The sequence below is a fragment of the Streptomyces sp. NPDC007856 genome, assembly GCF_042868225.1.
Lineage (GTDB): Bacteria > Actinomycetota > Actinomycetes > Streptomycetales > Streptomycetaceae > Streptomyces.
Genome location: NZ_JBIAEC010000018.1, coordinates 162,942 through 181,051, shown reverse-complemented (window position 1 = coordinate 181,051; position 18,110 = coordinate 162,942). Strand labels below are relative to the sequence as shown.

The window sequence follows — 18,110 nt, the reverse complement described above, 5'->3', positions numbered from 1 at the left end:
AGATCGATTTCCGGCACGGGAGAGAGCGCGGCGGCGTGAGCACAGCGGGACGACCTGGGCGGGTACGGATGTGGGACCGGCTCGCGGCGTCCGATCCGGGGCTGCTCCGGCTCACCGCCGGGCTGCGCACGGTCACCGCGATCGCGCTCACCCTCGCCGTGCTGGCCGCCCTGCGCGTGCCTGTGCCCCAACTGGTCGTCGGTGCCATGGCGGCGATGGTGTCGACCTTCGCCATCCGGGAGAAGCAGCGCTCGGCGCAGGCCGTGACGCTCGCGCTCGGCCTGCCGGTGGCGCTGGCGTCGGTGTCGCTGGGCGCACTGCTGAACCAACGGGTCGTCGTCGGGGACCTGTTCTTCGTCGTCCTCATCTTCTGTGCCGTCTACAGCCGCCGGTTCGGCGACCGCGGCACGGCGCTCGGCCTGATCGGCTTTCAGATCTACTTCCTCTCCCTGTTCGTGCACGCCACCACCGCGGCGCTGCCGGCGCTGTACGGGGGCATCTGCGTGGCCTTCGCGTGCAGCGCCACCGCGCGCTTCGTGCTGCTGCCGCAGACCCCGGCGGGCACCCTGGACCGGCTGCGGCGGGCGTTCCGCGCCCGGCTCGCGCAGCTGATCGCCGTACAGACCGAGTTGCTGGACGCCGGACCGGACGACGTGGACAAGGTCCTGGACGCTCTGCGCACCGCCACCGCTCGGCTGCACGAGACGGCGCTGCTGATCCAGGGGCGGCTGGAGGACGGCACCTCCGACGCGGCGGTGGGCCGCCTGCTGCAGCGCCGGATCGCGGACGCCGAGATCGCCTCCGAGCGGCTCGGGCTGCTGCTGCTCACCGCGCGCAGCGCCGAGCGGACCGACACCCTCACCCTGCATCTGCCGGGCGCCGTGCTGCCCTCCGGCGGGGAGCTGCCGGTGCGGGACGAGGCCACGGCGGCGCTGCGCCGTGATCTGCAGGCGCTGCGGCTGCTGATGCTGCGGCCGGTCGGCGAGGCGCGGGGCACCGCGCTCGCCCAGGTGCGCAACCGGCTGCTCGGCTACCGCGAGGAGGAGAACCTCCCCAAGGCCTCGCCGGCGGTGCAGGACGTCTTCCGTGGGCTCGGCGAGGCCGCCAGGGCCTCGCTGGGGCTGCGGGTCGCGCTGGACGGGCCGCAGGACGAGTCCGACGACACCCCGGCGACGACCCGCTCGCGCGAGGAGCTGGACGCGGAGGACGCAGCGATCGAGGCGGGCGAGGAGGCCGAGGCGGAGGAGCCGGGACCGAGCGGTCTGCAGCGGCCCACGACACGGGCCGCGGTCCAGGTGGGCGTCGGCTCCGCGCTGGCCATCGCGGGCGGCGAGCTGCTGTCCGGCCAGCGCTGGTACTGGGCGGTGCTGACCTGCTGGATCGTGTTCCTCAACACCGCCTCGACCGGCGAGATCCTGGTGAAGGGCTACCGGCGGCTGCTGGGCACGGTCCTCGGCGTGCTGGCCGGTATCGTGCTCGCCGGTCTGGTCGGGCACCACACCTGGACGGCGTTCGGCCTGGTGCTGGTGTTCATCTTCGCGATGTTCTACACCGCGCCGCTGTCGTACACGCTGATGTCGTTCTTCGTGACGGCGATGCTGGGCCTGCTGTACACGCTACTGAACACCTACAGCATGTCGGTGCTGGTGCTGCGGGTGGAGGAGACGGCGCTGGGCGCGGCCTGCGGGGTGGTCGCGGCGGCGGTGGTGCTGCCGATCCGCACCGACCGCCGTACCAACGAACTGCTCGTGACGGTCCTGGACCGGCTCGCCGATGTCACCCGGGCCGCCGTGGACCAGCTGAGCGGCGGGGCGGGCGCCGATCTGGTGGAGCAGGCGCGCGATCTGGACCAGGCGCTGGCCGACCTGCGCGCGGCCACCCAGCCGCTGACCCATCCGATCACCCCGCTGCGCTCCCGCCGGGACACCGCCCGGTACGTGGTGGCGCTGCTGGAGACCTGTGCCTACCACGGGCGTTCGCTCGCGGCCACGGCCGAGCTGCTGCCGACGCATCCGTCGATCGCCGCGGATCCCCGGCTGCGCGGGGCGGGCGCGCGGATCGTGCACAACATCGAGGCGATCGCCGCGCATGTCGCCGACCCGCGTGCCACGGCGGAGATCGAGACCGGCCCCAGCATCGCCTCGATGCTGGAGCCGGGAACCCTGCGCACCCCGCGCTACGGCCGGGTCACCGACCGGGTGCTGCGCCATCTGCAGCGGCTGGACGAGGCGGTCTCGGGCCTGGCCCGGCCGCTGGGCCTCACCAGCGGCGCGGACCGGCCGAAGAAGTGACGGCCGCCGGACGTGCGCTCATGCCGGGTCCGTGCCGCATGCGCGCCGGCCCATGGCCTCGTCGCGGACGCGGGCGCAGCTGCGGCTGATCAGCCGGGAGACGTGCATCTGGGAGATGCCCAGCCGGTCGGCGATGCGGCTCTGCGTCATGTCCTCGAAGAACCGCATGTAGAGGATGGCCCGTTCCCGCTCGGGCAGTCGGCGCAGTCCCTCCTTGGCGGCCTCGCGGTCGACCACGACGTCGTACGAGGTGTCCGTCGCGCCGAGGGTGTCGGCGAGGCTGTAGCCGTCGTCCCCGGTGGACAATTCGGCGTCCAGGGACAGGGTGCTGAAGCTCTCCAGGGCCTCCAGGCCGGTGCCGACCTCCTCCTCGGTGAGGCCGGTGTGGGCGGCCATGTCGGCGAGGGTGGGTTCGGGGCTGCCCGGGTGCTGGGTGAGCTCGCGCCGGGCCACACGCACCCGGTTGCGCAGTTCCTGCACCCGGCGCGGCACCCTCAGAGCCCACATCCGGTCCCGGAAGTGCCGCTTGACCTCGCCGGTGATGGTCGGCACGGCGTAGCTCTCGAAGGCCCCGCGGGACGGGTCGAACCGGTCGACGGCCTTGACCAGCCCGAGCGCGGCCACCTGTCGCAGGTCCTCGACGGACTCGCCCCGGTCCCGGAAGCGGCCGGCGATCCGGTGGGCCATGGGGAGCCAGGCGGCGACGAGTTCGTCGCGTACGCCGTCGCGCTCGGGGCCGTCGTCCAGTGCCGCCAGCCGGGCGAACAGGGCGGCGGTGTCGGGGGCGTCGTCATGGGGCCGCCGCGCGGGAGCGGCAGCGGCGGAGTCCGTGGTGGTGGTGCCGGGACGGCTTGTCGACGTGTCGGTCAGCATGCGGAATCGCTCCTGAACGTGGTTTCAGGGCGCGCGGCCGGAAAGGGTTCTGGGGCCGGGCCCGAACGGTGGTGTCAGGGTTCGCCGCGGGTCGCTCGCCCGGTCCGACGAGAGGGGGACCCAGGCAGTCGTACGGTTCCCACTGGGCGCGCGCCTCCGGTCCGAAGCACGAGATTCCGCCTGCCCCTCGCTCCGGGGAGCAAACACGCCGGAGGCGAACCTTCCCCTTCCGCACGGCTTCAGCGCAGCGGTACGACGGCCGTGATGCGCTTGCCGCCACAGGGCAGCTGGGCGACCCGGACGTCCCGGGCCAGGCGGCAGACGATGGGCCAGCCCCGGCCGCCGAGCCGGGTGGGGCCCCGCTCTGCGGCCGGGGCGGCCACCGGCACGTCGTCACTGCGATCGCTCACCGACACCCGTACGCCGCCGGAGTCCACGTCGACGTCGAAGCCGGTGATGCCACCGCCGTGCAGGATGGCGTTGGTGGTGAGTTCGGAGGTGACCAGCAGGGCGTCCTCCATGGCCGCCGCACCGCAGGGGATGGCGCGGGCCCGGCATCGCTCGGCCACCACGCTCTCCACGGTTCTGCGGGCTTCGGCCGGCCGGCACGGCAGGTGGCGGCGCGGTTCCCACAGCGTCGTGCGGCAGGTGGTCCGGTGCTTGTCGCGCATCCCTTCCTCCCTGAGGCGATGCCCGGATGAATGCCCGGTTTGCCGGGCTCCCTGCTTTCCGCCTCACCCCTTCCGGAGCTGTCAAACACCGTCGGTGCCCGTGTCATCACAGCGGCCATGCGGGTACCAGACCGGTATGACCGATGTCGTGGACGCGGATGAATTGCTGCGGCGCATCCAGCGCGGCCGGGAGCACGCGGCCGCGGAGGAGCGGGCCTGGCGGGAACGCGCACAGAACCTGACGGCGACGGATCCGGACGGCGCTCGGGAGGCGACGGCCCGGGCCTGGGCGTTCGAGGCGGTGGCGCGGGTGCTGGAGGAGATCGTCTGCCCGGGTGGACCGCGGGATCCCGCGGAAGGCGTGAAACAGGTCACGTGACCTGCTACCGACTGGTAGAACACCCGCCGGATGGTTTATCGTTCATACATACGTGATGCCGGGGGTGACCGGAACCGTCCTTCCTCCCCCCGTGGCGTCACCGCAGACGGCCCTGGCTGGCCTCCCCCGTCCAGCCAGGGCTTCTTGCTGCCCGCAACCGGCGCGGGGCCGGCCCCGCGCCGAGGAAATCCAGGCCCTTCGAGGTGCCCGCAGGGGCGGCAGCGGCTGAAATGGGCTTAGGGAAAGCACCCCCGAACCCCTCGGCGAGGAGCCCCGCGCCATGACCAAAGCGATAAAACTGCTGACCGCCCTGCCGTATGCGCAGCGCGAGCGCCTGATGGAACTGGCCAAGGAGGTCTCGTTCCCGGAGGACACCCGCATCTTCGAGGCGGGCGGCACCGCCGACCGGTTCTGGGTGATCCGTTCCGGGGCGGTCCACCTGGACCAGCAGGTCACCTCACGGCAGCGGGTCACCGTCGCCACGCTCGGCGCGGGCGACATGCTCGGCTGGTCCTGGCTGTTCCCGCCGTACCAGTGGGACTTCGGCGCGGTGGCCTTCAGCAATGTACGGGCCTACGAGTTCGACGGGCCCTCGGTGCTCGCGCTGTGCGTGGAGGACCCGTTGCTCGGGCTCTCGCTGGTGCGGACGGTGGCCGAGATCCTCGCCCACCGCCTGGAGACGACCCGGGGGAAGCTGATGGACCAGTACATGACCAAGGGGCGCGGCGGCCTGGTGTGACTCAGATCCGGTAGCGGCGCAGCGCCGGTACGGCGGCGGCCAGGGCCAGCATCACCACGACCACCAGCGCGCCACCGCCCGCCACCGCGGCGCGCGGGCCGAAGGCCGAGCCGGCCGTGCCGTGCAGTACGTCGGCCAGGCGCGGCCCGCCCGCGACGACCACCGTGAACACGCCCTGCATCCGGCCGCGCATCTCGTCGGTCGCGGCCGACAGGAGGATCGCGCCGCGGAAGACCATCGAGACCATGTCGGCGACACCGGCCGCGGCGAGGAAGGCCAGGGCCACCCAGAGATTGCGGCTCAGCCCGAACCCCGCGACGGCCACGCCCCAGCCGACGACCGCCCCGACGACCATCCAGCCGTGCCGGCGGGCCCGGGAGAACACCCCGGAGAACAGGCCGCCGAGCACCGCGCCGACGGGGATGCCGGCGAACAGCACACCGAGCGCGAGCCCTTCGCCGTAGGAGTGGTACGTCTGCGCCGCGAGCTGCGGGAACAGGGCGCGGGGCATGCCGAGGACCATGGCGACGATGTCGGCGAGGAAGGACAGCAGCAGGACCTTGTGCCGGGAGATGTACCTGAACCCGGCGGCGATTTCACGCACCCCGGCCCGGCGGGCGGCGGCCGCGCCGAGCGGGGGCAGCGCGGGCAGCCGGAAGACGGCCCACTCGGTCACGCACAGCGCCACCGCGTCGATGAGGTACAGCTCGGGCAGCCCGATGACCGGGATCAGCACACCGGCGAGCAGCGGCCCGGCGACCATGCCGGTCTGCATCACGGTGGAGCCGAGCGCGCCCGCGGCGGGCAACTGCTCGGCGGGGACCAGCCGGGCGATGGAGGCGTTGCGGGCCGGGGAGTTGAGGCCGAACAACGCCTGCTGGCACGCGAGCAGCACCATGAGGACGGCGACGGAGTCCGTCCCGGTGACGGCCTGGGCCCAGAACAGCAGCGAGGTGACCGCGATACCGGTGTTGGTGACCAGCAGCAGCTTGCGGCGGTCCACGGTGTCGGCGACCGCGCCGCCCCACAGCGCGAACACCACCATCGGCACGAGTCCGGCCAGGCTCGCGTAGCCGACCCACGCCGAGGAGTGCGTGACGTCGTAGACCTGCTTGGGCACGGCCACGGCGGTGAGCTGGCTGCCGACGGCGGTGACGATGGTCGACGTCCACAGGCGCCGGTAGGCCGGGATGCTCAGTGGACGGGTGTCCATCGCCCAGCGGCGCCAGCCGCGCCGGGGTGGCGCGGCGGCGTCCGGCGCGGCGCCGGATTCGGTGGTGCTGCTGCTCTCGCTGGTGTCCACGGGTGTCCTGTTGCCGATGGAGGTTGCTCGCTGCATCTTTTCGATTCGAGAGCCTAACTATCTCGGCTGTCCCTGTGCACACCGAACGGGTTCTGCTCGGCATCCGGCCTCAGGATCCGGCCATGAGCGTGGCCCCCAGCGCCAGCATGGTGACGGCTACCAGGCCGTCCAGGACCCGCCACGCCGTCGGCCGGGCCAGGAAGCGGCCGAGCAGCCGGGCGCCGAAGCCGAGGGCGGCGAACCAGCACAGGCTGGCGAGCGCGGCGCCGAGCCCGAAGGTCCAGCGCAGCGCGCCCCGGTCGGCCGCGAGGGAGCCGAGCAGGAACACCGTGTCCAGGTAGACGTGCGGGTTCAGCCAGGTCATCGCCAGACAGGTGAGCACCGCCCGGTGCCGGGAGCCCGCGGCCTCGCCCTCGGTGCTCAGGCCGGCCGCGCCCGGTCTGAGCACCCGGCGGGCGGCGAGGACGCCGTAGCAGAGCAGGAAGAGACCGCCGGTGATCCCGACGGCCCGGACCGCGCCCGGCCACGCCACCACGACCGCGCCCACCCCGCCGACGCCGAGCGCGATGAGCACCGCGTCGGACAGGGCGCAGATGCCCACCACGGCGAGGACCGCGTCCCGGCGCACCCCCTGCCGCAGGACGAAGGCGTTCTGGGCGCCGATGGCGACGATCAGGGAGAGGCCGGTGCCGAATCCGGTGGCCGCGGCGGTCAGGGCGTGGTTCATGCCTCGAACCTAAGAAGCCGGTGCCTCGCAAGTACAGCTAAAGATTCTTACGTACCCTTAGCGCTTGTGATGACCGAGCTTCCCCTGGAGCAGGTGCGGACCCTGCTCGCCGTGGTGGACGAGGGCACCTTCGACGCCGCCGCGGCCGCCCTGCATGTGACCCCGTCGGCGGTCAGCCAGCGGGTCAAGGCGCTCGAACAGCGCACCGGCCGGGTGCTGCTGCAGCGCACCAAGCCGGTGCGGCCGACGGAGTCGGGCGCGGTGCTGGTGCGGTACGCCCGGCAGCTCGCCCGGCTGGAACGGGACGCCTGGGGCGAACTCGGGCTGAGCGGTGCCGGGGAGCCGACGCGGGTGTCGGTGGCGGTGAACGCGGACTCGCTGGCGACCTGGTTCCTGCCGGCGCTGACGCGGGTGGCGGGGCTCTGCTTCGAACTGCACCGGGAGGACGAGGACCACACCGCGGCCCTGCTGCGCGAGGGTCTGGTGATGGCGGCGGTGACCACCGCCGCCGATCCGGTGCCGGGCTGCACGGTCCGGCCGCTCGGCCGGATGCGGTATCTGCCGGTCGCCGCACCGGAGTTCACCACGGCCCACCTCGGCGGGCGGCCGCTGCCGGAGGCGCTGCCCGAGGCCCCCGTCGTGGTCTTCGACCGCAAGGACGACTTCCAGGACGCCTTCGTACGCCGACTGGGCCGCGGCTCCGCCGGCCCGCTCAGGCACCTCGTGCCCACCTCGGAGGGCTTCCTGGACGCGGTCGCCGCCGGACTCGGCTGGGGCATGGTGCCGGAGGTCCAGGCGGGTCCGCTGCTGGCGCAGGACCGGCTGGTGCTTCTCGCGCCCGGGGAGTGGATGGACGTCACGCTGTACTGGCAGCAGTGGAGGCTGGACTCCCCCGCGCTGGCCGCGCTCGCCGAGGCGGTGACGGCGACTGCGGCCGAGGCACTGCGCCGCTGACGGCCGGACACGTTCATCCGTTGACGTTTTATCCGTTCCGCCCCGACGGAAGGGCCCTGCGGAGTACGGTGGTCGGGCGGCGGCGCGGCGGACGGCGGTCCCGGCCGGTTCCCGCCCCCAACTCCGCGCCCCCGGTGCCCGGTCGGGCACGGGTGCCCACGGCCCGGTGGTCCGTCCGCCCCGTTCCCGGCCCGTTGAGCGCGCACGGCTCGCCGCGGACCGTACGCGCGCCCGTGGCCGGATCGCGGTCGTCGCACGATCCCCCTGTCGCACACGCCGTTTCACACCGCCCCGACCGGTCACCCGAAGCCGCAGTACGCATTCGACAGGCACGGACGACTTCGATCGGATCCAGGAGACTTCCATGGACAACTGGCGCGACCATGCCGCGTGCCGTCGCGAGGATCCCGACCTGTTCTTCCCCATCGGCACCACCGGTCCGGCGCAGGTGCAGACCCAGCACGCCAAGGCGGTCTGCGGCCGGTGCCCCGTCCGGGAGGAGTGCCTGGACTGGGCGCTGGGAACCGGCCAGGGCATCGGCATCTGGGGCGGGACGACCGAGTCGGAGCGCCGGGCCCTGCACCGCCCGGTCCGCTCCCGGCCGCGCTCCGGCTGACCCCGGCGTGCGCGGTCCGGGCCTCAGCGGCCACCGCGGCGCAGCGTGCCCCACTCCCGTTCCTGCCAGGCCACCTGCTCCTTCGCCGCGTCGATCACCTCGTCCGCGATCCAGCACAGCGGCTCGGCATCGGTGACGAGCGGCTCGTTGTCGGGGCCCCGGCCGGCCTCCCGGCCCCGCAGGACCCAGGGACGTACACCGGGCCCCTTGTCGTGCGGCAGGTGCGCGTAGTCGTAGAGACGGCGGGCCACCCACAGCTCCACCGACCGGTCCGCCCACCAGCGTTCGACGTCGAGCGGACTGGCGGACAGCCCGGGCATGGGTACGCCGGTGAGATCGTCGGTGCTGGAGACCTCGGCGAGGTCGGTGCCGGGCCCCAGGGACCAGCGGACGTACAGGCCCTGCTGCTCGTCCACCAGGCGGGCCAGCTCGGCGAGCGTGGACACGACCGGCAGGTCCTCCGGTGTGCTCATGGCCTGATCTCCTTCGACTGCGCCGCGCGACCGGAGTACCCCTGGTGCGCGCGGGGAATCGGAGACGATCAGGTGGGGTCCGCGGGTGGGCCGGCCGCGGGCAGCCGCAGGGTGAAGACCGCGCCCCCGCGGGGCTCGCTCGCGGCCTCGGCCGTGCCTTCGTGGGCGGCGAGCAGGTGACGCACGATCGGCAGGCCCAGGCCGCTGCCACCGGTACGGCGGCTGCGGGACTTCTCGGCGCGCCAGAACCGGTCGAAGACGTGCGGCAGGTCCTCGGGCGCGATGCCCGTGCCGGTGTCGGTCACGGTCAGCACGACGTCCGCGCCGTCCCGGCGGGCGGCGAGCGTGACCGTGCCGTCGGCGGGGGTGTGCCGCAGCGCGTTGGAGACCAGGTTCCCGAGAGCCTGCCGCATCCGCACCGGGTCGGCGTCGAGCCAGGCGCCGGCGTCGGCCTCGGTGCGCAGGGCGACCCCGGCGGCTCCGGCTGCGACCCGGTGGGCGGCGGCCACCTGGTCCAGCAGCTCGCCGGCCCGCAGCGGCTCGCGGTGCAGCCGCAGGGTGCCGGCGTCGGCGGCGGCGAGATCCTGGAGGTCGTCGATGATCCGCTGGAGGACGAGCGCCTCCTCGTGCAGCGAGTCCAGCAGGGGCGGGTCGGGCTCGACGACTCCGTCGCGGACGACCTCCAGCCAGCCGCGGATGTTGGTGAGCGGGCTGCGCAGCTCGTGCGCGATGTCGCTGACCATCGCCTTGCGCTGGGCCTCCAGGCGGGCGCGGCGCTCGGTCAGGTCGTTGAAGGCCTCGGCGAGGATGCCGGTCTCGTCCCGGGTCGTCACCGGCACCCGCACGTGCAGGTCGGGCGGCTGCTGGGCGGCCTCGGTCAGCGCGCGCAGCGGCCGTACCAGCCGGACGGCGACGAGGGCGGTGACGGCGACGGTGACGGCGAGGACCAGTCCGGCGGCGCCGATCACCTTGGCCTTGTTGGCCGGGGACATGTCGAAGCGGGAGGGGTTCTGGTCGCCGATGCCGAGGAACAGGTCGGCCACCGGGGCGACATAGGGCTCCAGTTGGGTGCGCCGGGCGGTCAGGATGCAGTGCTGGGCCGCCCGCGCCGTCGCCGCCTTGCCCGCCCTGGCGTACTTGGCGACCAGGTAGCCGCCGCCGAAAGGGTCCTTGCCGCTGGGGTCGTAGGTGAGGAAGAGCTGCCCGCCGAGGTCCAGGCCGGCCTGTTTCAGACACGGCCGGGCGAGGTCGGTGAGGTCGGCCAGGGCCTTGCGCTCCGTCGGTGTGGGCGTGTTGAGCAGCCCGTCCTCGCACACCGCCGCGCCGTAGCCGGCCGGGTCGGTGCCGTCCGGGAGGGTGACGACGGGCCGCCCGCTCACCGTGCGGACCATGCCGGGCTGGAGGCCGTAACGCTCGTAGCACTGCCTGCGCTTGGCGGCCAGCGCGTCCAGATTCGCGCGTTCCTTCGCCGGGAGCAGGTAGGGGCCGACCACTCGCGGGTCGATGCCGCTGAGCTGGGCGCCGGTCTCGCTGTAGGTGTCGGTGCGCAGCGGGTCGACGGTGGCGGCGGGCCGGGGCGGCAGCGGGGTGCCGCGGGGCGCGGAGTCGGCGACGAGGGTGCGGTCGGCGGTGGTGAGCGCGATCCGGCGTCCGGTCTCGGCGGCCAGCTGCCGGACGGTGCGGCGGACGTCCGTCCAGTCGGAGTGGGTGGCGGCGTACCCGCTGAGCCGGGCCAGGATGCGGTTGTCGGCCGCGAGGTCCTGGCCCTGCTCCTCCTTCAGGGCGCTGGTGGTGGTGGTCACCGCGAGCCAGGCGGTGGCGGCCACCGAGCAGACCGCGATCAGGGCGGAGACGGACAGCAGCCGGACGAGAAGCCGCTTGCGCAGCGGGATCCACCGCCTCACCGGCGCCTGCGGGCCCCCGCCGCCCTGCCCTGGCTGTACGGGCGCGCCGGGCCGGACCCGCAGCGGTCGGCGCCTCACGGATGCCTCCGCCCGTCTCGAACCTGCCGGTATCTCACGGGCACCCCCACCCCTCCCGGCCCCACCGACATCTCACGACGCCGCCACCCATCCCCTGCCTGCCGACGCCTCACGAACCTCCGCCCGGCTCGGGGCCGCCACCCCTCCCGGCCCCACCGACATCTCACGACGCCGCCACCCATCCCCTGCCTGCCGACGCCTCACGAACCTCCGCCCAGCTCGGGGCCGCCACCCAACCCGGACCAGCCGACATCTCACAAGCCTCCGCCCAACTCGGGCCCACCGACATCCCACGGCGCCGCCACCCAACCCGGACCAGCCGACACCTCACAAGCCTCCGCCCAACTCGGGCCCACCGACATCCCACGGCACCGCTCGAGCCCGGACCTGCCGGCGCCTCACGCGTCTCCGCCCTTCTCGAAGCCTCCGTAAGTCTCAGGGACACCGCCCACTCGGCGCACGCCGCACGCGCGCCTCTCACCCCACTCCGGCCGACCCACGCCACGCCGACGCCGCGCCCACGCCTCACGGCCGGGTGCCGCTCAGCTTGTAGCCGACGCCGAACACGGTCAGCAGCCGTACCGGGTGGCGCGGATCGGTCTCGATCTTGCGGCGCAGGTTCATGATGTGCACGTCGACGGCCCGCTCGGTGGAGGCCCGGTCGAAGCCGCGGGTGCACTGCAGCAACTGCCGCCGGGTGAACACCCGTTCCGGTTCCGCGGCCATGGCCAGCAGGATCTGGAACTCGGCGGGCGTGCAGTCCACCGTCGCACCGTCGCAGCGCACCTCGTGCCGTACGGGATCGACGCTGATCCCGCCCGCCCGGACCACGGGGTCCTCGTCCCGGGTGGCGACGCCGCGCCCGCTGCGCCTGAGCACCGTACGGATCCGGGCCATCAGCTCGCGCGGGCTGTACGGCTTGGTCATGTAGTCGTCGGCGCCCAGTTCGAGGCCGAGCAGCAGATCGTCCTCGGCGGCGCGGGCGGTGAGCATGACCACCGGTATCTCCGGGTCCGCGCCGCCGCGCAGCGCCCGGCACACGGCGAAGCCGTCGAGGACCGGGAGCATCAGGTCCAGGACGACGAGGTCGGGCCGGAGACTGCGGGCCGCCTCCAGCGCGGCGGCGCCGTCGTGCACCACCGTGGCGGAGTGTCCCTCGGCCAGCAGGGAGCGGCGGATCAGTTCGGCCTGCTTCTCGTCGTCCTCGGCGACCAGTACATGTGCGCACACGAGTTCGGATCCTAGGCGGCCGAGGCGGCGAGCCAGTCGGCGTACCCCATGACGACGACCGGATGCCGTTCCGGGTCGAGGGTGCGCAGCAGTTCCCTCATGTGGGCCTTGGCGAGGCTGACACAGCCGTGGGTGGGTCCGCCGTGGTCGACGTGCAGCCACACTCCGCCGCCGCGCTTCGGGCCGAGCGGCCGGGTCCAGTCGAGCGGGGAGGTGCCGGGCTCGCGGTTGTAGTCGATCGCGATGACGTAGTCGAAGCAGCCTTCGAGCGGTTCGCCCTCGAAGCCGGTACCCGGCGAGTGGAAACCGCCGGACCGATGGTACGGGAGCTTGCTGCCGGGGTCCGCGAGCAGGCCGCCGGCGTCGGAAAGGGTGTAGACGCCGAGCGGGGAGCGCAGGTCGCCCAGCACGTGGTGGGCGCTCCAGCCGCGCAGGGCGTTGTGGCCGGGCCAGACGGGGCCGGACTGCCAGCCGGCGGCGGTGCGCTGGTGCAGGACGACCGTGCAGAGCGGGGAGTCCTTGCCGCGCCCGGTGACCACGACGGCCTGCTCGCAGCGGTCGGGTACGGCCGCCGACCTGGCAGGGCCGAGACCTGGTATGCCCTGGCGCGCCTGCTCCGCCTGGACCGCGGGGGTGGGCGCGGCGGTGGGTGCCGGGTCGGTGAGGGATGTCCGGCGCTCGGTCGCCTCGGCTCCGCCGCCGCAGCCGGTGAGCAGCAGCGGGGAGGCGAGGACGGCGACGGCGGTTCTGCGATGGATCATGGTGTCGACTCTGGCCGACACATGTTTGGAACCGGTAAGGGTTCAGGCGCTGTTCGGCTTGCCCTTCGTGAACAGCCAGGTGTGGAACGGCCCGTCCAGACGCTTCCCCGAGATCCGCTCCGCCAGCTGTGTGAACTGGGCCGTCGTGCCATGGCCGTCGCGGTGTGCGGCCGACCAGGCGCGCAGGATGCGGAAGAAGTCCCGGTCGCCGACGGCCTTGCGCAGTTCGTGCAGGGTCATGGCGCCGCGGGCGTAGACGGGCGTGTCGAAGATGTTCTTGCCGCTGCCCGGGTCGCCGGGCGGAAAGGCCCACAGGTGGTCGCTCGCCGGGCGGGCGTAGAGGGCGTCGAAGGTCTTCTGGGCGCTGTCGCCGCCGTGCTGCTCGGTGTACAGCCACTCGGCGTAGGTGGCGAAGCCCTCGTTGAGCCAGATGTCCTTCCAGGCCGTCAGCGAGACGGAATCGCCGAACCACTGGTGGGCGCTCTCGTGGACGAGGGTGCCGATGTCGGGCGCGGAGTCGTAGAGCGGCCGGGTCTGGGTCTCCAGGGCGTAGCCGACGGCCGGGGCGTGGTCGACGATCGCACCGGCGGAGCGGAACGGGTACGGCCCGAACAGCTTGCTCTCCCAGGCGAGTACGGACGGCAGCTTCCTCAGCACCGGTGCGGCCGCGTTCGCCTCGCGCGGGTCGACGGCGTTGTACACGCGGAGGCCGTCGTGGGTGGTGTACTGCTCGACCTTGAAGGCCCCGACGGTGACGGTGGCCAGGTAGGCGGCCATCGGCCGGGTCTCGCGCCAGTGGAAGGTCGTCCGGCCGTGCTCGGTGCGCTGTCCGAGCAGCATGCCGTTGGAGACGGCCGTGCGCCCCTGGGGGACGGTGACGGTGATGTCGTACGACGACTTGTCCTTGGGGTGGCTGTTCGCGGGGAACCAGGTCATCGCGCCCTGGGGCTCGCCGGCGACGAAGGCGCCGTCGTCGGTGGGTATCCAGCCGTCCGCGCTGCCGTCGGGGTCGGTGACCGGTCTCGGGGTGCCGTCGTAGCTGACGGTGACCCGGAACCCCCGGCCTGCGGGCAGGGTGTGGCGCGGTGTGACGACGAGTTCCTGGCCGTCGCGCCGGAACGCCGCGGGCGTGCCGTCGACGGTGACGCCGCTGACCTTCAGGCCCTTCAGGTCGAGGTCGAAGCGGCTGAGGTGCTGGGTGGCGCGGGCGTCGAGGACGGCCCTGCCGTCGAGATGCCGGGAGGAGGTGTCGTATCGGAGCGTGAGGTCGTAGTGCCGGACGTGGAAGCCGCCGTTGCCGCTGAGCGGGAAGTAGGGGTCGCCCACGCCGGGGGCGCCGGCCGTTCCCGGCGCCGTGGGTCCGGCGGCGCCGACGAGTGCCGCGAGGGCGACGGGGACGGTGGCGAGGACCGCGGTAGGGCGTCGGAGGTGCTGTCTGCCGGGTGGCGTCACATGCGGCTCCTGGAGGAAGTGGCGGGTGATACAGAGTAGGGGTGGCGAGCGCCCGGTTACTGTCTTGTTCAGGTCATCTCGCCCCGCGTCGTGACCGGGTGGTCGCGGGCAGCCGCAGTACGCTCGCTGGACCGTCCGCGACCCGAGAGGGGCCCGACCGTGAGCGTGCGTGTGCGCCGCATCTATGACCCGCCCGAGGCCGACGACGGCCTGCGCGTCCTGGTCGACCGGCTGTGGCCGCGCGGCCTGGCCAAGGACGCGGCCCGGGTGGACGAGTGGCCGAAGGCGCTCACGCCGTCCGACGAACTGCGCAAGTGGTTCCACGGGGGCGGCTCCTACGAGGAGTTCAGGGGCCGCTACGAGACGGAGCTCGACGCTCCGGAGGCCGCCGAGCTTTTCGACGGCCTGCGCAAGGCGGCCCGCGGCAAGCGCGTGACCCTGCTGACCGCGTCCAAGACGCCGGAGCAGAGCCACGCGCAGGTCCTGCTGGAGCTGCTGAAGGGCTGACGTCAGCCGGTGTGCTCGGCCGCGTGCCGGCCCGCGGCCCGGCCGGAGAACAGGCAGCCGCCGAGGAAGGTGCCCTCCAGCGCGTTGTAGCCGTGCACCCCGCCACCGCCGAAGCCCGCCACCTCGCCCGCCGCGTACAGCCCCTCGATCGGCGTACCGTCGGCGGCCAGGGCGCGGGAGTCGAGGTCGGTCTGGATGCCGCCGAGGGTCTTGCGGGTCAGCACATGCAGCCGGACGCCGATGAGGGGGCCCGCGGCGGGGTCGAGGATGCGGTGCGGGGCGGCGACCCGGCCCAGCCGGTCCCCGATGTAGCGGCGGGCGTTGCGGATGCCCTGGATCTGGGAGTCCTTGCTGTAGGGGTTGGCCATCTGCAGGTCCCGGGCCTCGATCTGGCGGCGCACCTCGGCCGCGTCCAGCAGCGGCTTGTCGGTCAGCGCGTTCATCTTCCCGACCAGCTGCTCCAGGTTGCCCGCGGTCACGAAGTCCGCGCCCTTGTCGAGGAAGGCCTTGACCGGTGCGGGCGCGCCCTTGCCGACCAGCCGGTCGCGCAGGACGCCCCTGCGGTCCTTGGCGGTGATGTCGGGGTTCTGTTCGGAGCCGGAGAGCGCGAACTCCTTCTCGATGATCTTCCGGGTGAGGATGAACCACGAGTGGTCGTACCCGGCGATGTCCTCGGTGGTGCGCAGGTACTTGAGGGTGCTGAGGGTGTCGTAGCCCGGCAGGCAGGGGTCGGGCAGCCGGCGGCCGATGGCGTCCAGCCAGATGGAGGACGGGCCGGGCAGGATGCGGATGCCGTGACCGGGCCAGATCGGGTCCCAGTTCTGCAGGCCCTCGGTGTAGTGCCACATGCGGTCCCGGTTCACCAGCCGGACACCGGCCTCGGCGCTGATGTCGAGCATCCGGCCGTCGACGTAGGCCGGGACGCCGGTGACCATCTCGGCCGGCGGGGTGCCGAGCCGGGCGGGCCAGTAGCGGCGGACGATGTCGTGGTCGGCGCCGATGCCACCGGTGGTGACGACGACCGCCTGGGCGGTGAGTTCGAAGTCGCCGGCGCGGTCGCGGTTGGAGGCGACTCCGCGCGGCGAGCGGTCCTCGGCCAGGACGGTGCCCCGCACTCCGCGCGCGGTGCCGTCCGCGATGACCAGCTCGTCGACCCGGTGGCGGTGGTGGAAGGTCAGCAGTCCGTCCCGGGCGGCCTGGCGGGCGTACTTCACGAACGGCTCGACCACGCCGGTGCCGGTGCCCCAGGCTATGTGAAAGCGGGGTACCGAGTTGCCGTGCCCTGTCGCCCTGAGGTCGCCGCGCTCGGCCCAGCCGACGGTCGGCAGCAGCTCGATGCCGTGTCCCTTGAGCCAGGACCGCTTCTCGCCGGCCGCGAACTCGACATAGGCGCGGGCCCAGCGCACCGCCCAGGAGTCCTCGTCGTCGAGCCGGTCGAACTGCGCGCTGCCCTGCCAGTCGTTCCAGGCGAGGTCGAAGGAGTCCTTGATGCCGAGGCGGCGCTGCTCCGGCGAGCCGACGAGGAAGAGCCCGCCGAAGGACCAGAACGCCTGTCCGCCGAGGTTGTTCGCGTTCTCCTGGTCGACCAGGGCCACCCGGCGGCCCCGGCCGGTGAGTTCATGCGCCGCGACCAGGCCGGCGAGGCCCGCTCCGACGACGATGACGTCCGCGTCCATCGTGACTGTTTCCTTCCTGGAGATCCTCTTGCGGGGTCGTGCGGGCCGGTGCGGGGTCATGCGGGGGTGGCCGCGCCGGGGCCGTGCGGGGTGCTGCCGTCCGTGAGCAGGGCGGTGATGAGCTGTTTGAGCCAGGCCCGGGCGGCCTCGACGTCCTTGTCCAGCAGCAGCTGGACGGTGACGCCGTCGTACGCGGCGACCACCGCGTGCGCGGCGCCGTCCACGTCGCCGAGCACGGCGGGCAGTTCGGTGTTGCCGCGGGCCCGGAAGAGCCGGTCGGCGACCGCCTCGCGGAGCCGGGCGCGGTGGTCGAGGAGGGCCCGGGCGGTCTCGGGGTCGCGGGCGGCGTGCACCAGGAAGTCGGTCTTGACCAGCAGCCAGTCCACGTCGAGCAGCAGTACCTCGGTGACACGGTCGACGGCCGTCGGCACGTCGAGTCCGGGCCCGTCCTGGGAGAGCGCCTCGGTCACCTGGGAGGCGATGAGCTCGGCGCGCTCCTGGTAGAGCGCGAAGAACATCTCGTCCAGCGTGGCGAAGTTCGAGTAGAAGGCGCCACGGCTGAAGCCCGCCGCCGCGCAGACCTCCTCGATGGAGACCCGCCCGAAGCCCTTGGCGGCGAACACCTCGAACGCGGCCTGCAGCAGCCTGGCCCGGGTGCGGACCCGGCGCCGGGTGACGCGCTTGGCCGTCTCCTCCATGGCAGCAGCCACCTCCGAAGTTCGATACATGAACGTATCGGATACACCGGTGTATCGAAAGGGGCGTGACGCAGCCGGATGCCCTCAGGCAAGCGCAAGGGAACATGTTTTCGATTAAGGAGTACGCTGGGTTCATGTCCACGCAACTCCAGGGCTCCCTGTTCGACCAGACCGACGAGCCGCGGCTCGGACCGCTGGACGGGCTGCGCCGCACCGAGCTGGGCGCCGGCGCCTGGATCGACGTCCTGCCGGGCTGGCTGCGCGGGGCCGACGCCCTGTTCGAGAAGCTGGCGGCGGACGTGCCATGGCGCGCGGAGCGCCGCAAGATGTACGACAACGTGGTGGCCGTGCCGCGCCTGCTGGCCTTCTACGCGGCGCACGACCCGCTCCCCCATCCGGTGCTGGACGAGGCCCGTGACGCCGTGTCCCAGCACTACGCCGAGGAGCTGGGCGAGCCGTTCACGACCGCCGGGCTGTGCTTCTACCGGGACGGCCGGGACAGCGTGGCCTGGCACGGGGACCGGATCGGGCGGGGTGCCCGCGAGGACACCATGGTCGCGATTCTCTCGGTGGGCGCGCCCCGGGACCTGCTGCTGCGTCCGGCGGGCGGCGGCGGCACGACGCTGCGGCGGCCGCTCGGTCACGGCGACCTGATCGTGATGGGCGGCTCCTGCCAGCGGACCTGGGAGCACTGCGTGCCGAAGACCGCCCGGGCCGCGGGGCCGCGCATCAGCATCCAGTTCCGGCCGCACGGCGTGCAGTGACGCGCCCCGCAGGT

The 18,110-nt window shown here is 73.2% G+C and carries 18 protein-coding genes; 7 read left to right on the top strand and 11 right to left on the bottom strand.

The genetic code is table 11. From position 1 onward, the window contains the following. Positions 1-68: 68 nt before the first annotated feature. Positions 69-2,291, top strand: a complete 2,223-nt coding sequence (locus tag ACFYOH_RS35340) for an FUSC family protein (RefSeq protein ID WP_388634444.1) — start codon at positions 69-71, stop codon at positions 2,289-2,291. 18 nt (positions 2,292-2,309) lie between these two features. Here the strand turns inward: ACFYOH_RS35340 and ACFYOH_RS35335 are convergent, their stop codons facing one another. Further along, the gene (locus tag ACFYOH_RS35335; protein ID WP_388634409.1) at positions 2,310-3,164 is read right to left on the bottom strand and encodes a SigB/SigF/SigG family RNA polymerase sigma factor; all 855 of its coding nucleotides are present in this window, start codon (positions 3,162-3,164) and stop codon (positions 2,310-2,312) included. Positions 3,165-3,403: 239 nt separating this feature from the next. Next, positions 3,404-3,835 (bottom strand): ATP-binding protein, encoded by a 432-nt coding sequence (locus ACFYOH_RS35330; RefSeq protein ID WP_388634407.1) that lies wholly within the window; start codon positions 3,833-3,835, stop codon positions 3,404-3,406. Between the two features lie 136 nt (positions 3,836-3,971). On the opposite strand from ACFYOH_RS35330, the gene ACFYOH_RS35325 reads away from it, so the two are divergent. Further along, on the top strand, positions 3,972-4,214 hold the full coding sequence (locus ACFYOH_RS35325) for a hypothetical protein (protein WP_388634405.1): 243 nt from the start codon (positions 3,972-3,974) through the stop codon (positions 4,212-4,214). Between the two features lie 280 nt (positions 4,215-4,494). Beyond that, a complete protein-coding gene (locus ACFYOH_RS35320) occupies positions 4,495-4,953 on the top strand; it encodes a cyclic nucleotide-binding domain-containing protein (protein WP_388634402.1) in 459 nt (152 codons plus the stop codon). Between the two features lies 1 nt (position 4,954). On the opposite strand, the gene ACFYOH_RS35315 is transcribed toward ACFYOH_RS35320, so the two are convergent. Together ACFYOH_RS35315 and ACFYOH_RS35310 are read right to left on the bottom strand one after the other, a co-directional pair. Continuing rightward, the gene (locus ACFYOH_RS35315; protein WP_388634441.1) at positions 4,955-6,256 is read right to left on the bottom strand and encodes an MFS transporter; all 1,302 of its coding nucleotides are present in this window, start codon (positions 6,254-6,256) and stop codon (positions 4,955-4,957) included. Between the two features lie 109 nt (positions 6,257-6,365). Continuing rightward, positions 6,366-6,983: a LysE/ArgO family amino acid transporter gene (locus tag ACFYOH_RS35310; RefSeq protein ID WP_388634399.1), complete on the bottom strand. Its 618-nt coding sequence runs from the start codon at positions 6,981-6,983 to the stop codon at positions 6,366-6,368. Between the two features lie 66 nt (positions 6,984-7,049). Here ACFYOH_RS35310 and ACFYOH_RS35305 point away from each other — a divergent pair, with 66 nt between their 5' ends. Next, the gene (locus ACFYOH_RS35305) at positions 7,050-7,937 is read left to right on the top strand and encodes a LysR family transcriptional regulator ArgP (RefSeq protein WP_388634397.1); all 888 of its coding nucleotides are present in this window, start codon (positions 7,050-7,052) and stop codon (positions 7,935-7,937) included. Between the two features lie 364 nt (positions 7,938-8,301). Next, a complete protein-coding gene (locus ACFYOH_RS35300) occupies positions 8,302-8,553 on the top strand; it encodes a WhiB family transcriptional regulator (protein ID WP_388634394.1) in 252 nt (83 codons plus the stop codon). 23 nt (positions 8,554-8,576) lie between these two features. Here ACFYOH_RS35300 and ACFYOH_RS35295 read toward each other — a convergent pair whose 3' ends face one another. From ACFYOH_RS35295 to ACFYOH_RS35275, 5 genes are all read right to left on the bottom strand, one after another. Continuing rightward, a complete protein-coding gene (locus ACFYOH_RS35295; protein ID WP_388634392.1) occupies positions 8,577-9,026 on the bottom strand; it encodes a DUF6098 family protein in 450 nt (149 codons plus the stop codon). A gap of 68 nt (positions 9,027-9,094) precedes the next feature. Then, a complete protein-coding gene (locus tag ACFYOH_RS35290; RefSeq protein WP_388634438.1) occupies positions 9,095-10,930 on the bottom strand; it encodes a sensor histidine kinase in 1,836 nt (611 codons plus the stop codon). A gap of 603 nt (positions 10,931-11,533) precedes the next feature. Continuing rightward, positions 11,534-12,238: a response regulator gene (locus tag ACFYOH_RS35285; protein ID WP_388634389.1), complete on the bottom strand. Its 705-nt coding sequence runs from the start codon at positions 12,236-12,238 to the stop codon at positions 11,534-11,536. 11 nt (positions 12,239-12,249) lie between these two features. Next, on the bottom strand, positions 12,250-12,999 hold the full coding sequence (locus tag ACFYOH_RS35280; RefSeq protein ID WP_388634387.1) for a L,D-transpeptidase family protein: 750 nt from the start codon (positions 12,997-12,999) through the stop codon (positions 12,250-12,252). Between the two features lie 42 nt (positions 13,000-13,041). Then, complete coding sequence (locus tag ACFYOH_RS35275) at positions 13,042-14,451, bottom strand: M1 family metallopeptidase (protein ID WP_388634384.1); 1,410 nt, start codon at positions 14,449-14,451, stop codon at positions 13,042-13,044. Positions 14,452-14,610: 159 nt separating this feature from the next. Here ACFYOH_RS35275 and ACFYOH_RS35270 point away from each other — a divergent pair, with 159 nt between their 5' ends. After that, positions 14,611-14,958 (top strand): DUF488 domain-containing protein, encoded by a 348-nt coding sequence (locus ACFYOH_RS35270; RefSeq protein WP_388634382.1) that lies wholly within the window; start codon positions 14,611-14,613, stop codon positions 14,956-14,958. A gap of 2 nt (positions 14,959-14,960) precedes the next feature. Here ACFYOH_RS35270 and ACFYOH_RS35265 read toward each other — a convergent pair whose 3' ends face one another. Then, on the bottom strand, positions 14,961-16,634 hold the full coding sequence (locus ACFYOH_RS35265) for an FAD-binding dehydrogenase (protein ID WP_388634379.1): 1,674 nt from the start codon (positions 16,632-16,634) through the stop codon (positions 14,961-14,963). A 56-nt stretch (positions 16,635-16,690) separates the two neighbouring features. Then, entirely contained in the window at positions 16,691-17,362 is a 672-nt protein-coding gene (locus ACFYOH_RS35260) for a TetR/AcrR family transcriptional regulator (RefSeq protein WP_388634377.1), read from the bottom strand. Positions 17,363-17,466: 104 nt separating this feature from the next. On the opposite strand from ACFYOH_RS35260, the gene ACFYOH_RS35255 reads away from it, so the two are divergent. Next, on the top strand, positions 17,467-18,096 hold the full coding sequence (locus tag ACFYOH_RS35255; protein WP_388634374.1) for an alpha-ketoglutarate-dependent dioxygenase AlkB: 630 nt from the start codon (positions 17,467-17,469) through the stop codon (positions 18,094-18,096). The last annotated feature ends 14 nt before the right edge of the window (positions 18,097-18,110 follow it).

Excerpts from the sequence above, each read along its gene's own strand:
- ACFYOH_RS35295 (WP_388634392.1), bottom strand. The coding sequence starts at position 9,026 with ATGAGCACACCGGAGGACCTGCCGGTCGTGTCCACGCTCGCCGAGCTG.
- ACFYOH_RS35330 (WP_388634407.1), bottom strand. The coding sequence starts at position 3,835 with ATGCGCGACAAGCACCGGACCACCTGCCGCACGACGCTGTGGGAACCG.
- ACFYOH_RS35340 (WP_388634444.1), top strand. The coding sequence starts at position 69 with ATGTGGGACCGGCTCGCGGCGTCCGATCCGGGGCTGCTCCGGCTCACC.
- ACFYOH_RS35255 (WP_388634374.1), top strand. The coding sequence starts at position 17,467 with ATGTCCACGCAACTCCAGGGCTCCCTGTTCGACCAGACCGACGAGCCG.
- ACFYOH_RS35320 (WP_388634402.1), top strand. The coding sequence starts at position 4,495 with ATGACCAAAGCGATAAAACTGCTGACCGCCCTGCCGTATGCGCAGCGC.
- ACFYOH_RS35300 (WP_388634394.1), top strand. The coding sequence starts at position 8,302 with ATGGACAACTGGCGCGACCATGCCGCGTGCCGTCGCGAGGATCCCGAC.
- ACFYOH_RS35280 (WP_388634387.1), bottom strand. The coding sequence starts at position 12,999 with ATGATCCATCGCAGAACCGCCGTCGCCGTCCTCGCCTCCCCGCTGCTG.
- ACFYOH_RS35260 (WP_388634377.1), bottom strand. The coding sequence starts at position 17,362 with ATGTATCGAACTTCGGAGGTGGCTGCTGCCATGGAGGAGACGGCCAAG.
- ACFYOH_RS35265 (WP_388634379.1), bottom strand. The coding sequence starts at position 16,634 with ATGGACGCGGACGTCATCGTCGTCGGAGCGGGCCTCGCCGGCCTGGTC.
- ACFYOH_RS35335 (WP_388634409.1), bottom strand. The coding sequence starts at position 3,164 with ATGCTGACCGACACGTCGACAAGCCGTCCCGGCACCACCACCACGGAC.
- ACFYOH_RS35310 (WP_388634399.1), bottom strand. The coding sequence starts at position 6,983 with ATGAACCACGCCCTGACCGCCGCGGCCACCGGATTCGGCACCGGCCTC.
- ACFYOH_RS35325 (WP_388634405.1), top strand. The coding sequence starts at position 3,972 with ATGACCGATGTCGTGGACGCGGATGAATTGCTGCGGCGCATCCAGCGC.